The sequence below is a fragment of the Corallococcus sp. CA041A genome (assembly GCF_003612075.1).
Taxonomy (GTDB): domain Bacteria; phylum Myxococcota; class Myxococcia; order Myxococcales; family Myxococcaceae; genus Corallococcus; species Corallococcus exiguus.
Map to the genome: position 1 here is coordinate 1 of NZ_RAWF01000268.1, position 13,394 is coordinate 13,394.

General features: G+C 68.5%; 14 protein-coding genes. 8 read left to right on the forward strand and 6 right to left on the reverse strand.

Annotated features, from left to right (window positions below; all coding sequences use genetic code 11):
• The first annotated feature begins 99 nt into the window (after nt 1-99).
• Both D7V77_RS34030 and D7V77_RS46060 read left to right on the forward strand, forming a co-directional pair.
• Complete coding sequence (locus D7V77_RS34030) at nt 100-2,037, forward strand: glycoside hydrolase family 15 protein (RefSeq protein WP_120580435.1); 1,938 nt, start codon at nt 100-102, stop codon at nt 2,035-2,037.
• Between the two features lie 68 nt (nt 2,038-2,105).
• Nucleotides 2,106-2,537: a sigma factor-like helix-turn-helix DNA-binding protein gene (locus D7V77_RS46060; RefSeq protein ID WP_346728530.1), complete on the forward strand. Its 432-nt coding sequence runs from the start codon at nt 2,106-2,108 to the stop codon at nt 2,535-2,537.
• A 29-nt stretch (nt 2,538-2,566) separates the two neighbouring features.
• On the opposite strand, the gene D7V77_RS34040 is transcribed toward D7V77_RS46060, so the two are convergent.
• The 3 genes from D7V77_RS34040 to D7V77_RS34050 form a co-directional block, all read right to left on the reverse strand.
• Nucleotides 2,567-2,830 (reverse strand): hypothetical protein, encoded by a 264-nt coding sequence (locus D7V77_RS34040; protein ID WP_120580437.1) that lies wholly within the window; start codon nt 2,828-2,830, stop codon nt 2,567-2,569.
• Nucleotides 2,831-2,923: 93 nt separating this feature from the next.
• Nucleotides 2,924-3,184 (reverse strand): hypothetical protein, encoded by a 261-nt coding sequence (locus tag D7V77_RS34045; protein WP_120580438.1) that lies wholly within the window; start codon nt 3,182-3,184, stop codon nt 2,924-2,926.
• Nucleotides 3,185-3,309: 125 nt separating this feature from the next.
• Entirely contained in the window at nt 3,310-4,182 is an 873-nt protein-coding gene (locus D7V77_RS34050) for a DMT family transporter (protein ID WP_120580439.1), read from the reverse strand.
• 435 nt (nt 4,183-4,617) lie between these two features.
• Here D7V77_RS34050 and D7V77_RS34055 point away from each other — a divergent pair, with 435 nt between their 5' ends.
• The 3 genes from D7V77_RS34055 to D7V77_RS34065 all read left to right on the forward strand — a co-directional run bounded on the left by D7V77_RS34055 (nt 4,618) and on the right by D7V77_RS34065 (nt 8,694).
• Nucleotides 4,618-6,597: a putative metal-binding motif-containing protein gene (locus tag D7V77_RS34055; RefSeq protein ID WP_120580440.1), complete on the forward strand. Its 1,980-nt coding sequence runs from the start codon at nt 4,618-4,620 to the stop codon at nt 6,595-6,597.
• A 214-nt stretch (nt 6,598-6,811) separates the two neighbouring features.
• On the forward strand, nt 6,812-8,059 hold the full coding sequence (locus D7V77_RS34060) for a hypothetical protein (protein ID WP_120580441.1): 1,248 nt from the start codon (nt 6,812-6,814) through the stop codon (nt 8,057-8,059).
• A 221-nt stretch (nt 8,060-8,280) separates the two neighbouring features.
• Complete coding sequence (locus D7V77_RS34065; protein ID WP_158624545.1) at nt 8,281-8,694, forward strand: peptidase inhibitor family I36 protein; 414 nt, start codon at nt 8,281-8,283, stop codon at nt 8,692-8,694.
• Here the strand turns inward: D7V77_RS34065 and D7V77_RS34070 are convergent.
• On the reverse strand, nt 8,688-9,695 hold the full coding sequence (locus D7V77_RS34070) for a hypothetical protein (RefSeq protein ID WP_120580447.1): 1,008 nt from the start codon (nt 9,693-9,695) through the stop codon (nt 8,688-8,690). The two genes, D7V77_RS34065 and D7V77_RS34070, sit on opposite strands and share 7 nt — an antisense overlap.
• A gap of 42 nt (nt 9,696-9,737) precedes the next feature.
• Complete coding sequence (locus D7V77_RS34075; RefSeq protein ID WP_147452248.1) at nt 9,738-10,754, reverse strand: hypothetical protein; 1,017 nt, start codon at nt 10,752-10,754, stop codon at nt 9,738-9,740.
• A gap of 151 nt (nt 10,755-10,905) precedes the next feature.
• On the opposite strand from D7V77_RS34075, the gene D7V77_RS34080 reads away from it, so the two are divergent.
• Together D7V77_RS34080 and D7V77_RS34085 are read left to right on the forward strand one after the other, a co-directional pair.
• Nucleotides 10,906-12,048: a hypothetical protein gene (locus tag D7V77_RS34080; RefSeq protein ID WP_120580444.1), complete on the forward strand. Its 1,143-nt coding sequence runs from the start codon at nt 10,906-10,908 to the stop codon at nt 12,046-12,048.
• Nucleotides 12,045-12,305: a hypothetical protein gene (locus D7V77_RS34085; protein WP_120580445.1), complete on the forward strand. Its 261-nt coding sequence runs from the start codon at nt 12,045-12,047 to the stop codon at nt 12,303-12,305. The genes D7V77_RS34080 and D7V77_RS34085 overlap by 4 nt, the downstream gene beginning before the upstream one ends.
• Here the strand turns inward: D7V77_RS34085 and D7V77_RS34090 are convergent.
• Nucleotides 12,263-12,760 (reverse strand): hypothetical protein, encoded by a 498-nt coding sequence (locus tag D7V77_RS34090; RefSeq protein WP_120580446.1) that lies wholly within the window; start codon nt 12,758-12,760, stop codon nt 12,263-12,265. The two genes, D7V77_RS34085 and D7V77_RS34090, sit on opposite strands and share 43 nt — an antisense overlap.
• 401 nt (nt 12,761-13,161) lie before the next feature.
• On the opposite strand from D7V77_RS34090, the gene D7V77_RS34095 reads away from it, so the two are divergent.
• The coding region (locus D7V77_RS34095) for a hypothetical protein (protein WP_199733939.1) at nt 13,162-13,394 on the forward strand (233 nt) is incomplete at its 3' end.

The window sequence follows — 13,394 nt, forward strand, 5'->3', positions numbered from 1 at the left end:
GGGGGCCCCCTGCGTGGGTGGGTTGCCGGGTGCGGCCGTCGCGTGGGTCGCTACTTTGAGGGCGGGAGGTCGCGCTCCTGCCCCGCGACACGCCTGCTCATGGACCTCTACAGCGCCGCCAGGCGGATGGCCCGCCCCTTCCGCTTCACCAACCCGGCGTCCTACCGGGAGGTCCCCCTGGCGGGCCGCGGGGTGATTGGCGATGGATGCTCCTGCGCGCTTGTCCGGCCGGACGGCGTCATCGACTGGCTCTGCTTCCCCCGCTTCGACAGCCCGAGCGTCTTCGCCGGCATCCTCGATGACGAGAAGGGGGGCATCACCGGCATCACCCCCGTCGTGTGGCCCTTCGAGAGCCTGCAGCGCTACGACCCGGACACCAACGTCCTGGAGACGCTGTTCCGCTTCGAGCGCAAGGGGGCCATCCGCATCATCGACTACATGCCGTGGACCAACGACCCGCGCTCCAACGTCCACGAGGTGCACCGGAGCATCGAGTGCCTGGAAGGCCCGGTGGAGCTGAACATCGTCTTCGACCCGCGCTTCGGTTACGGGGCGTCGCGGACGCGGGTGGAGCGGGAGGAGCACGGCCTGGTCGCCCGCGGGTCGGGAGGGGAGCGGCTGGTCGCCGTGCTCAGCGGGGAGGCGGAGTGGCGGCCCTGCGAGGCGCTGCGCGGCTCACCCTGCCGGGGAGACACGGGCCTCCAGGCGCGCATCCGGATGAAGCCGGGCGAGCGGCGCTGGATGATTTTGTCGTGGGATTCCGACCGGCCGGAGCCGCTGGCCGCGTACCGGCCCTTCGACCACCTGCGGGATACGCGCCAGGCCTGGCGCGAGTGGGCGCAACAGCTCCACTACGAAGGGCCGTGGCGGCACCACGTGCTGCGCTCCGCGCTGGCGCTGAAGCTGCTGATGTACGGCCCCACGGGCGCGATGGTGGCCGCGCCCACCACCTCGCTCCCCGAGTGGATTGGAGGGCCTCGCAACTGGGACTACCGCTTCAGCTGGGTCCGCGACTCCGCGATGGCGGTGCGCGCCACCAACCTCCTCGGCTTCCAGAGTGAGTCGCGCGAGTTCTTCTACTTCGTGCGCGACACGTTGCAGCGCGGTGACACGCTTCAGGTGATGTACACGCTGGACGGCGCCTCCGTGCCGCCGGAGCGGGAGCTGGACCTCCTGGGCGGCTTCCAGGGCTCGCGGCCGGTGCGGCTGGGGAACGACGCGAGGGACCAATTCCAGTTCGACACCGCGGGCGCGCTGCTCGACGCGGCGTACCTCTACGAGCGCTCCGGCGGGCGGCTGCCGCTGCGCACCTGGAGGCTGCTCCGTTCAGTCATCCAGGCCACCGCCCGCCGCTGGTGCGAGCCCGACCACGGCATCTGGGAGCCGCGCCGGGAGATGCGGCACAACGTCCACTCGAAGCTCATGGGGTGGCTGGCCCTGCGCCGGGGGCAGCACCTGGCTCGGCTCTTCGGAGAGACGGCGCTGGAGCAGTCCAGTGCCGCCCTGGCGGACGTCATCCGGGCGGACATCCTGCGCAATGGCGTGGATCCGGCGCGCAAGCACTTCGTCGGAGTCTACGGAGGGAACGAGCCGGACGCCGCGCTGCTGCAGCTGCCCATCGTGGGCTGCTTCCGGGGGACGGATCCGTTCATCCTGAGGACGCTCGACTGGCTTCGCGCGGAGCTGGGGGCGGGCCCGTTCTTGCGCCGGTACCGGATGGATGACGGGGTAGGGGGGCCGGAGGGAGGCTTCATCCTCTGCGGCTTCTGGCTGGCGGAGGCGCTGGTGCTGGCCAATCGCATCCAAGAGGCCGAGGCCGTCTTCGTCGCGCACGCGGAGGCGTCGAACCACCTGGGACTGCTGGCGGAGGAGATCCACCCGCTGACGCGCGAGCAGTTGGGGAACTTCCCACAGGCCTTCAGCCACCTGGGCCTCATCAGCGCCGCCGCGCGCATCGACCGAGCGCTCAGGCTCCGTGACGAAGGGCAGTCAGAGCCCCCTCACCTCCTGGAGCCCGAGCCGCCGCCCATTGAGTGACCCGGTTCTTCCTCGATACCAGACCGGTTCGGGTCCCACCGCCCGGTTTCCGTCAGGGAGACGCGCGCGTGGACTTTCCTGAATACGTCATCAAATACTCGGCATCCCGCACCGCCTTCAATCAAGGCGACTTTGTGGGGGACGTGGATCTCAGCGGCTTCTGTGCCGCGCTCAGCTTCTCCTGGTGCCGCCGGATCCTGGACTCGGAGAAAGCAGCCTTTGACGTGCTGCGCAAGGTCCTGGAGGCCCTGCCTCCGCGAGAGCGCACGCTGCTGAGGCTGCACCACCTGCATGGCTTCACGATGGACCGGCTCGCGACGATGTATGGCGAATCCCGCTCCGGCGTGGCGCGCCGGGTCCTCCAGTCCCGCGAGCGGCTGCTCAAGCTCCTGCGCGCGGAGCTGGCCGGACGGCTGAAGCCAGACGACGCCGCGCTGGACAGCCTGCTGGGGTTGGTGAACAGCCAGCTCGACTTGAGCCTGAACCGGCTGATGGAGTGAGCCCGGCTCGCGCCACGGGCGGCGCTACCTCAGTCGTTGACCCAGCAGAACCACTTGTTGAAGGGGACATCCTGGCAGTAGCACTCCCCCGGAGCGCCATTGGACCACTGACAGAAGTTCGACGTGTCATAGACACAGGGGCGGGTCTGGAGCGTCTCACAGCTGTCGGCAAGCGCCGCGGAGTCCTGACCGAGCGACTCTCCGCTCTCGGTGCCCTCCGTCACTTCCGTGCCACCACAGCCCATTCCAAAGACAGAGACGACAGCGGCCATCGCGAGCCCACGAAGAAACATGATGCCACTCCCTTTCGCTGATGAATTGTGGATGCAGGCGACGCGCCGCCTCTGACAGGGCATTCCCGGCCAGAGGCGGTTGCCGCGGGAACTTCAGTTGCTCAAGCAGACCCACTTGTTGAAGGGGATCTCCTGGCAGAAGCACTCGCCAAAGGTGCCATTGGCCCACTGACAGCCCGTCTCCGCCCCCGGATTACAGCGGCGGGTCTGGAGCGTCTCACAGCTGTTGGCGAGCTCGGCGGAAACCTGACCGGCCTGCATATCGCTCTCGGCACCGTCCGTTACTTCCGCGCCACCACAGCCCATTCCGAAGATGGAGACGACGGCGAACATCGCGAATCCACGAAGCAACATGTGACGCTCCTTTTCGCTGGTGAGGTGCTGATGCAATAGCAGACGAAAGGGTTGGTCAAGGTTTACATGGAAAGCCGCGATGACACTGAAAAGCTACGCAAGGAGCGGTCTCCGCGGAGTGCCCGTCAGTGTTTGGCTGCGATAGGACGCTGCTTCGCACGCAGGCTCAGCAGAACGCCCGCGAGCAGCGCGGTGCCACCCAGGAGCAGCCGCTGGGTGAGGGGCTCTCCGAGCAGCAGCACCGCGCCCACTGCCGCGATGACCGGGACGCACAGTTGCACCACCGCTGCGCGCGCGCTGCTCAGGTGGGGCAGCGCTGCGTACCAGAGGCTGTAGCCCACGCCCGAGGCGAGCGCGCCTGACGTGACCGCGAGCAGCAGCCCCTTCGGCGACGGGTGTGGGGCCGCGTCCAGAGCGCGGGCGAGCAGCACGAGCGCCAGGGCCAGGGGCACGCCGCGCACGAAGTTGCCGGCCGTTGCCGCGAGAGGGTCCGTGCTCCCTCGCCCCCGCAGGCTGTAGATGCCCCACGCCACGCCCGCCGCGGCCATGAGCCCCGCGCCGAGCGCATCCGGCGCGCTCGCTCCAGGAAGCGTGAGCCCCGCGAGCCCTGCGAGTGCCACCGCGAGCCCCGCCCACTCGAGCGCGCGCGGCCGCTCACCGCGCGCGAGCCCCGCCGCGAGCATGGTGAGCTGCACGCAGCCGAAGAGCAGCATGGCGCCCACGCCCGCCCCGATACGCACGTACGCGAAGCTGAAGCCGGCCGCATACACGAAGAGCGCGAGCGCAGAGGCCCAGCTCCCGTGCTCCGTCGCCTTGCCGCCGCCCCGTCGGAGCCGCAGCAGCACCGCGAGCACCAGCGCTCCCGACGCAAGCCGCACCAGCGTGAACGAACCCGCGTCGATGCTGCGCGCCGCGCCACCCGAGAGGGCAGCGCGGCACAGCAGCGAGTTCGCGGCGAAGCCCAGGAGGGCAAGCAGGGTGAGGAGGGGAGTGCTCACGCGGCATCGGACATAGCGGGCCGCGTGACGCGCGTCATGTCTCCCCGGGCATCACCTTCCGGCTGAAGTGTTTCTGTCAACCCACGCTGCCCTCCTGCACGTTCGTCACCCGCGCTTCGCCTCGGCCCCGGTGGGACTCACGAGGGAGTACGCCGCCATGCCGAAGTGCAGCGGCGGCAGGCCCCCCACTCACGCGCGAGCCGCTGCTTGCCTGCACCCTTCCTCGGCCCTTCGAGCACCCGGCGCGCCTCGACTTCTTGGGTGACGGGAAGATGGCGCCCGTCGGCAGTGAAGGGCATGCCGCCGCCGGGCAGGGTGGAAACATCTTGTGGCGGCGGGCTTGAAGCACTCCTCCGCACGTTGGGGTGCGTGTAGGTGTGTTTTCTCTGCGATGCGTCTTGCCCGAGTCAGGGGGGCGCCCGAAAATGCCGCCCCATGCGTTTAATCCTGATGGCAGTGCTGTGTGCCTCCGTGTTGGCGGGGTGCAAGAAGGACGACTCGAAGGCCGGAGCGCTGAACGTCACCCTCGCCTACAGCGGCTTCGCGCGCGGATGCGTCACGGTGACCGCCACGGACGTGGACAACGCGGCGAACACGAACAGCCTCAACGTGGCGATCCCCGGCAATACGCCGGGCAGCGTGTCGGTGGCGGTGTACCGGAAGAAGGACTGGGGCCGCGTGCTGAGCGTGACGACGCAACTTCATGAGGTCGACTGTTCGACCCCAGCGTTGGGCGACCCGCAGGAGAAGAAGGCGGAGGTTCCCGTGGAAGGCTCGCTGGACGTGGCCTTCGTCGTGCGGGCCAACGATGCGGATGGGGACGGCTACTTCAGCAGCGACGACGCCGAGGGTGTCGTCAGCGGCACCGACTGCATGGACGGGGATATCAACGTGAATCCCAGCGCCACGGAGGTGTGCAACGGTAAGGATGACAACTGCACTCTCGGGGAGTCGGACGCGATCGACAAGCTGACCTACTACACGGACGTGGATGGGGACGGCTACGGAAGCACCGAGGTGAAAGCCTGCACCCAGCCTGTTGGGGCCTCGGATAAAGGTGGTGACTGCAACGAAGATGACCCGCAGGTTCGACCGGATCGGGCGGAGTTCCGCTGCGATGGCAAGGATGACAACTGCAATGGCATGAACGACGAGGACTTCGGCGTCGATGCTGGGTGCATGGATGAGCTCAAGTGCGCGGGCAAGGTTGCGTGTGCCAGCCTGACCCAGTCGACTTGTAAGCGGCTTGACGGGGTCAATCCGGTGGTCTGGTACGTGGACGGCGACAATGATGGCTTCAAGGGCCAGGCCGCAGGGCTGGGCTGTGAGTCGCCTGTGGACGGCGGTGTTTCCCAGTCCGAGGATTGCGATGAGAGTTCTGTCTACGTCAGGAATGGGCTGGCTGAGGTCTGCGACCGACTGGACAACAACTGCGTCGGCGGCGTGGACGAGGGGTGTACTGTCCCCGATTGGGTCACCGACGCAGGGGTTCTCGGACCCACGGATACGCTGAAGTCCATTGCCCTTTACGACCAGGGGCAGAAGGGATGGATCGCGGGCCCGAACAAGCTTGCTCATCTGGACAGTGCGAGCCCTGGCCTCAAGGAGTTCACGGATGGTTCTTGTCGGAAGTCCTGGAATGCAGCCTGGGCCGCCCAGGATGGTCGAGTCTTCGTCGTCGGAGAGGACGGGTGGCTGTCGACTCGAAAGCTCGTCGAAGCGAATGAAAAGTGTTTCACGCCTCAGGTGGCGACCGACAAGAACAATACGGACTTCAATGGCGTCTTTGGGATTGATGACGCCGCGGTCGGTGCCACGGTCTTCGCGGTCGCGAGCAACGGGAAGATCTACCGCTGGGCTCCGCCCTACATCAACGAAAGCGACCTGGCTGAGATCGCGCAGGTCCCCGCGAACCTCCGTGCGATTGGGGGCTTGAAGTCAGTGGATTCGCTCCTGGCGGTAGGCAATGCGAACGCGGATCTCAAGGCACAGGCCTATCGTGCCAACTCGACAGGATCCACATGGGCGACTGAGTCCCTGGGGGCTTCGGATACAGCCTTCATGCGAGGGGTGCATGTCCTGAACGCTCATTACGCATACGCAGCGGGCGACAATGGACGGGTCTACGAGTGGACCGGCGGAGCAGGCTGGAATGCCCTGCCGCAGCTCCCGATTCCCAACGGTGGGACGGCTGTCCCGGATATCCTGGACGTGCTCTCCTTCAGCAAGAATGGCATCTATGCGGTGACGACCGCGAACACGATTGCGTTCTTCAATGGCAGTGCCTGGAACACCGAGCACACCGCAGCGCAGACATTGAGGTCTCTGGACGGACCCAGGCCCACGCGTTTTGCCGCGGCGGGCGACGGCAGCACGATTGTGAACTTCACGGCTCCCGAGCCGACGCCTCCCTGAGCCATCCGAAACCGGCTGGAATCGCGCGCCGACTCCATCGGCGCGCTTTTCCCCGGGGCCCATGGTACTGGGACGCTCCAGCACTGGCAGGTCGACGCTCTTGTCCCAACCCTCGGTTCGCTCCTCATCACCGGCTCAGGTCTCATCGCGGGACGCCGCCCCACCGACGGCGGCGTGGCGGGACACGGTCCTTCGCCTCGGCGTCGTCCTTTGGGTGGTCGTGCTGTACGCGGCCTTCCAGCCGGGGCTGATGTCGGTCGACACCATCGACCAGTACGCGCAGGGCCTCCGCGGCGTCTTCGATGACGTCCACCCGCCCCTGGGGTCGTTGCTGCTGGGCCTCAGCGGGAGGCTGGTGGGCTCTCCGTGGCTGATCCTCGTGGGCCAGCTCCTCCTGCTGGCGGGGAGCATGGCGCTGCTGGTGCGTTCACCCGATGGGCGTCTGCAACGCAGGGGTCTGTTCATCCTCGGGGTCTTCCTGGTCGTGCCGACCGTCTGGGCGCTCGCGGTCACCCTCTGGAAGGACGTGATGGCCGCCGCGGTGCTGCTCGGCGCGGTGGCCGCCCTCAAGTGCCGCCGTCCTCTCCTGGCGCTGGTGCTGCTGATGGCGGGCACGGCGTTTCGTCACAACGCGCTCGTCGCGGCCCTGCCCCTGGCCATTCCCGTGATGTTCCAGCTGTCGCGCCCGAGGTGGCGCTGGCCGCTGCGGGCCCTGGTGCTCGCGGGCCTCGTGGCCGGACTTGTCTTCACTCCGTCCCTGATCAACCGCGCGTTGGGCGCCAGCAAGGCCTGGGCCGCGGGCCAGCTCTTTGTCTTCGACCTCGCGGGCATCTACGTCACGCACCCTGAGCTGTTCCCGGGCTCCACCCTGGAGCAGGACACCTCCGCCCCGGAGCTGGCGCGCAGCTACTCGCCCTTCCACGTCGGGTTCCTCCTGGCGGGTGCTCCGGATGCGCGGCCCGTCCGCCTGGAAAGCCTTCCCGGCCGGCGCGACGTGCTGGTGCGCGAATGGACCCGCGTCGTCCGAGCGCAGCCCGTCGCGTACGCGCACCACCGCTGGGAGACCTTCCGGCGCCTCATCGGCGCATTCGACGGGCCGGTGTTCTTCCCCTTCCAGGCACGCATCGATCCCAACCCCTGGGGCTTCCAGCTGCCGGATCAGGGCTTGCTGCACCGGTGGCTGCGGAGGGGCGCGGACCTCGTGAGCAACTCCCCGCTGTTCCGGGGCTGGGTCTGGCTGGGAGCGCTCACCGCGCTGGCCCTGCTCTCGCTCTTCGACGTGAGACGCCGGCCGCTCGCGTTCTTCACCGCGCTGTCGGGCCTGGGCTACGGACTGAGCTACCTGGTCATCAGCATCGGCTGTGACTTCCGCTTCCTCTACTGGTCGGTCATCGCCACCTTCGCCGCGCTCGCCCTGCGGGTGACCGGGGAAGCTCCCGCGCCCCAGACACCGTCCAAGTAGGTCCGGTCCGAAGGCTGCCGCCTTCGCACGCCAGGGGTAGAGCGGTCGGCTCTCATCCGGCTGGACGCAGGTTCGAGCCCTGCCCCTGGAGCGCTTCTTCCTCCTTGCGTTCACTACACAATGAACGTGATGGTTTTCCGGATTTACACGTCTGGTGATTCAATGCCATGCCCTACCCTCGCGGGGCAGTGCACGTTCATCCGGGCAAGGGAGCCATTGAAATGAATTGGCAGGCATTCCGGCGGCAGAATGGCGGCATCAAGCGTTCCACCCTTTGGGGCCTGGGGGCCGCGGTGACGCTCGCGCTCTCCGCGGCGGCCGTGCTGGCGCCCGCGGACGCGGCGGCCGAGGAAGACAATCCGTGTCCCTTCTCCGGTGTCCTCTGCCTGTTCGACGGGCCTGACTTCACCGGTGCGGTGTGGAACGTCATGGCCTGGCCGCCTGGCGGCGCGGGGACCTGTGTGAACCTTCCCGAGCACGGCTGGGAGGACCGGGCCGTTTCCGCCATCAACAACGGCCCCTACACCGCGTCGCTGTTCCTCAATGAGGACTGCGTTGGCGGCCCCCATCCCATTGGCCCCGGCGAGTGGGTCAGCCCCCTGACCTTCGCGCCCAAGAGCGTCTGGGTCTACTGAGCACCGGCCTTGCGGCCGCGCCAGAGCCGCAGCGTGGCGAGGAGGCCCAGCACCGTCAGGCCTCCTCCCGCCTGGGTGCAGCCGCTCTTGGATGGGTTCTTGATGGGCTCCTCGTCCTCGGGGTCTTCGACCACGTCGGTGCCCCCGTCGGAGCAGCCACCGGACATGCAGGGCGTGGCGCAGCGGAGCTCGAAGTCCACGCTCAGCGGCGGCAGCGTGATGTCCGCGTGCTCCAGCGTTCCCCGCAGCGTGGCCCGATGGCTTCCGGGCGTGAGGCCCAGGCCGGGCGGCGGCGGGTTGTACGTCGTGCAGACCGTGTAGAGGAACAGCAGCTGCCGGTTGTATTCGTACTTGTGGCTGTCCGGGTTGTCCTCGCCCGTCGAGGTCAACCCGTGGTGATTGGCGAACGACCAGGGCTGCCCGTCCACCTCCACCGCCCAGTGCACCCAGGGCAGGAACGGCACCAGCTCCGGTGATGGGGTGAAGCGCAGCGTGGTGGCGTCGCCTTCCTGCGGGCTTCCGCAGTTCGAGTCCCCGAACACCGGGAACGCCCCCCGGCTCGGCGTGTCCACGCTCAGCGTGCCCAGGGTCGTGGGCAGGGGCAGCTCCGGGCCCGCGGTGAAGGTCGCGGACTGCGTCTGCGTCTCCTGGTACTGGCAGAGGCCCTTCGCCTCGATGCGGTACTGCGTGCCCGGCACGAGCGGCGCCTTCGGGACCACGACGTGCGTCCTACGGCCGCCATTCGCCAGCGTGAAAGGCACCGGCGTGCCATCCGACTGGAGCAGCCGGAGGGTGGAGACGTTCGTGTTCTCCAGGAGCGGCGGTACCACCACGAGCCCGGGGACGTTCGCGGGAACCGCTCCGCCGTCCTCGGGGAGCGGGAAGCGGACATCCACCATGCAGTTGGGCGCGACGCATGCCTCCGCGGAACGCGGCGCGAGCGCCCCCAGCCCCAGGAGGAACATCCCCACCGCGCCCCATGTCCAGGTGTATCCGTGCATTTGCTCCATGAGACACCGGAGCCCGGGAACGTGGGACATGCCTCAGGGACGATTCGTGCGCGGCCCGCGTCGCCAGAGCCGGAGCGTGGCCAGGAGCCCGAACGCCGCGAGGCCTCCGCCCGCCTGGGAGCATCCCTTGGCCTTCGGCGTGAGGTTGTCATCCGGGTCGGTGCCGGCGTCGGGGATGGGCTCGGTGTAGCCGCCGTCGGAGCCAAGGTGAGGACAGTTCACCTCGAAGGAGGTCTCCAGCGCGGGCAGCGCCGTCCCCGACTGCTCGAGCACCGGACGCAGCGTGGCCGTATGTACTCCGGGCACGATGCCCTCGGCCGAGGGCGGCATCCCGGGGGACTCGTAGCCACAGAGCGTGTAGACGGTCAGCAGGTCCCGCATCGTCCTGAATCCATCCGCGGGGATGACACCGCCGCTGGAGTCCACCGCGCCGTGCGGGGCCGTGGCCCACGTCTGTCCATCCACCTCCAGCGTCCAGCGCACCCACGGCAGGAAGGGCACCAGTTCGGGGGCGGGGGTGAACTCCAGCGTCACCCAGCCACCGATGTAGCCCGACGCGCACGACGCGCTGCCGTCCCAGACCTTGATCTGCCCAAGCTGTCCGTCTCCCGCCTGCAGCACGCCGGTCGTCGTGGGCAGCGCGGCCTCCGGGCCCGCGGTGAAGTCCGCCATCACGACGAACGGATGCCCACCGCCGCCGCCACTGCAAGGGACGGTCCCCTCCAGGTGGTAGCGCGTTCCGGCAACGAGCGGGGCGGTTGGGGCGAGGACGCCGCTGTTTCCGGGGCCCTTGATGAGACGTGCCTCCACATCCACGCCTGCCTCCGTTCGCAAGCGCAGGCTCTGCTCCTCTACCCACTCATAGGCGGGAGGCACCACCACCAGGGCGGGCACGTTCGCCGGGACGACCGCGTCCGGGGGCAGGGGAACGCGGCTGTCCTCCACGGTGCACAGGGGGCGTCCGCACGCCTCCGCTGAAGGGGGCTTCAGCAGGCCAAAGCCTCCCAGGAACACTCCAATCGTCAGTGCCGTCCAGCCAGGTGTCTTCATGGCCCTTGAGACACGCGGGCCCGGCGGATTGGGACATGACGTTCCCTGGATGTGCCGGTTCAGGCAGGACCGCGACCGTTCAGCGAGCGGGGCCGACCGTCCGGCCCGCGGGTCCAGGATGCGGCCCTGCCCTCGGCCCATACTGCCGGGCATGCGACGCAAACTCATGCTGCTGGTGCTGGCCGTGGCGGTGTGGCTGCCGGCGCTCCACCTCCTGTTCCGGCCCCGCGACCGGGAAGCGCTGACAGCGGCGCTGGCCCTTCGCCAACGCACGTTCTCGCTCCAGGAATCGAGCGCGGAGCGCGACGTGCTCCACCGCACGAACCCGGAGTGGGACCTGATGGTGCGCACCTTCTCCGTGCTGTCGTTCGCGAACCTCGCGCTGTCGGAGCCCGCACGAAAAGCGGAGCACCTGGCCGTGGTGGACGTGCTCATCGCCCGGACGCTGCGAGACGAACGGCGGGCGCATGAGGCCTTCTTCCTGCCCTACGTGCACGCGGGCCCCTTCAAGGACCCGGCCGGGCGCAGCCTCTTCGTGGACGGTGAGCTGGCATTGATGCTCGCCGCGCGCCAGATGGTGGAGAAGCGCGCGGATTACGCGCCGCTCTTGCGCGAGCGCGTGGACCTCATCGCCGGACAGATGGAGCGCGCGCCGGTGCTCGCGGCGGAGAGCTACCCGGACGAGGGCTGGACCTTCTGCAACACGTTGGCGCTCGCGGCGCTGCGCCTGTCGGACAGGGTGGACGGGCGGGACCATGGCGCGCTCCTGCGCCGGTGGGTGGCCTCCGCGCGGAAGAACCTGTCCGACAGTCGGACAGGCTTGCTCGTGTCCAGCTTCACCTACGACGGTGTGACGAAGGACGGGCCGGAGGGCTCCACGCTGTGGCTCGCCGCGCACATGCTCCAGGTGGTGGACGCGGACTTCGCGAGCGACCAATACCAGCGGGCCCGCGCCGCGCTCCTGGGGCAGGCGCTGGGCTTCGCGTGGGCGGGGGAGTGGCCAGCGGAGGAGGCCGCGGTGCAGGACATCGACTCCGGGCCCACGATTCCGTGGGTGAACGCGAACGCGGGCTCCAGCGGGCTGGCGCTCGTGGGCGCGGCGGCGTTCGACGACGAAGAGGCGCTGGATGGGCTGCTCACCAGCCTCCACTTCGCGGCGTTCCCGGTGCACGACGACACCGGCTTGCGCTTCGCGGCGGGCAATCCGCTCGCGGACGCGGTGCTGCTGTACGCGCTCGTCGAAGGACCCCTCTGGCGCCTCGCGCGGGCGCCGCACCTGGAGGCGCACCGATGATGCGACACCCGTTCGTCATGGCCGCGCTGGGCATCGGCGCGCTCTTCCTGTCGCTGCACCTGGGCGGAGGTCGCGAGTCCGTGGGCGTGTTGTCCGGGACCGTCGTGGGCGGCCCGTGGAGCATGGGCTTTGGAGTCCTCTACGCGCTGGCCTGGTTCGGCATGGTGCTGGTGGCGCCGGTGCTGCTGCTGGCGGGGCTGGTGGACGCCGCGCTTCAGAGCAGCTCGAAGGTGAGCGTCACGTCACAGCGGGAATAGGAGTCCTTCGCCCGGCTCATCTCCAGCGAGATGCGCAGCCCCTCGTCGTTGGTGGCCAGCACACTCCGGCGCTGTGAATAGGTGTCCCACGAGTCCAGCCGGGAGTCCCGCCAGCTCCAGCCCGGGTAGCACGTGTTCATCAGATAGCTGGAGAGCAGGTGGAAGCGGTCCTGCGCCGGCGAGCACTCCAGGTTCGTCTGGACGCAGTACACGTAATCCCCCAGGACCCGTGTCTGGTAGACGGAGCAGCGCAGGTCCTGGATGTTCTTCGTGGACTCCCAGATGGAGAGCTCCTCCGTGTTGCCCCGCTGGGCCTGCCCCCGGAGCGGCTTGAAGCCCTTGCCCACCGTGCGCACCACCGCCTTCACGTCCTGGCAGAAGGCCTGCTTGTCCGGCAGCACGTTCCCGGACCCCGCACTCGTGGAGTCCCCCACCTTCACGCTGGAACCGGGCAATGCCTTCCAATGGGACGCACGTGAACCATTTCGTCCCTGGGCAGGGGCCCCTGTCGCCGACATGAGGCAAATGCCACCCAGGACCCACGGCCGAACGTTGCTGAGCAATGACATGGATTTTCCCTGGAATCAAAGACAGGCCTGAAAGACATCAGGGCGCGGGCTCCCATGACCCGTCCCCCTCTGAGTGCGGACGTATAGGCAAGGCGGGTTGTCCGGGTCAATCCCTGCCCTGAGGGCGCGTTTCGCGGAGAGGGTTTTCCGTGTGACGACGGGATGTGATTAGACTGCGCGCCGTCTCATCCCGAGGGGAAATGTCTTCACAAGTCAATGAGGGGGAAGCGGTCGGAGGGGCCGGCGGAAGGAATGCGCGCAACGCCGCGAGGCAGGCCCTGCTGTTCATGGGCGTGTTCGGGATGGCGCGGCTCGGGCAACTGGCTTCTCCGGAGGCGATGCCCCGGTTCCTGGAGGCCTGGCTGCTGGGTCCGTGGCTGTGGAGCGTGCCGCCCCGGCCCTGGGCGCTCGCGGTGTCACTGGTGCCCTGGATTGCGTGGGCCCTGTTCCTGGCGGTGGCGGTGCACGGCCTTCGGGGACGCGGCGCCCTTCCCCCGGCCCGGCTCGCGTCGGTGGCGGC

What these genes read in the sequence shown, in the direction of transcription:
- D7V77_RS34030 (WP_120580435.1), top strand. Translation starts at nt 100, where the DNA reads ATGGACCTCTACAGCGCCGCCAGGCGGATGGCCCGCCCCTTCCGCTTC.
- D7V77_RS34040 (WP_120580437.1), bottom strand. Translation starts at nt 2,830, where the DNA reads ATGTTTCTTCGTGGGCTCGCGATGGCCGCTGTCGTCTCTGTCTTTGGA.
- D7V77_RS34045 (WP_120580438.1), bottom strand. Translation starts at nt 3,184, where the DNA reads ATGTTGCTTCGTGGATTCGCGATGTTCGCCGTCGTCTCCATCTTCGGA.
- D7V77_RS34055 (WP_120580440.1), top strand. Translation starts at nt 4,618, where the DNA reads ATGCGTTTAATCCTGATGGCAGTGCTGTGTGCCTCCGTGTTGGCGGGG.
- D7V77_RS34065 (WP_158624545.1), top strand. Translation starts at nt 8,281, where the DNA reads ATGAATTGGCAGGCATTCCGGCGGCAGAATGGCGGCATCAAGCGTTCC.
- D7V77_RS34070 (WP_120580447.1), bottom strand. Translation starts at nt 9,695, where the DNA reads ATGCACGGATACACCTGGACATGGGGCGCGGTGGGGATGTTCCTCCTG.
- D7V77_RS34075 (WP_147452248.1), bottom strand. Translation starts at nt 10,754, where the DNA reads ATGAAGACACCTGGCTGGACGGCACTGACGATTGGAGTGTTCCTGGGA.
- D7V77_RS34080 (WP_120580444.1), top strand. Translation starts at nt 10,906, where the DNA reads ATGCGACGCAAACTCATGCTGCTGGTGCTGGCCGTGGCGGTGTGGCTG.
- D7V77_RS34085 (WP_120580445.1), top strand. Translation starts at nt 12,045, where the DNA reads ATGATGCGACACCCGTTCGTCATGGCCGCGCTGGGCATCGGCGCGCTC.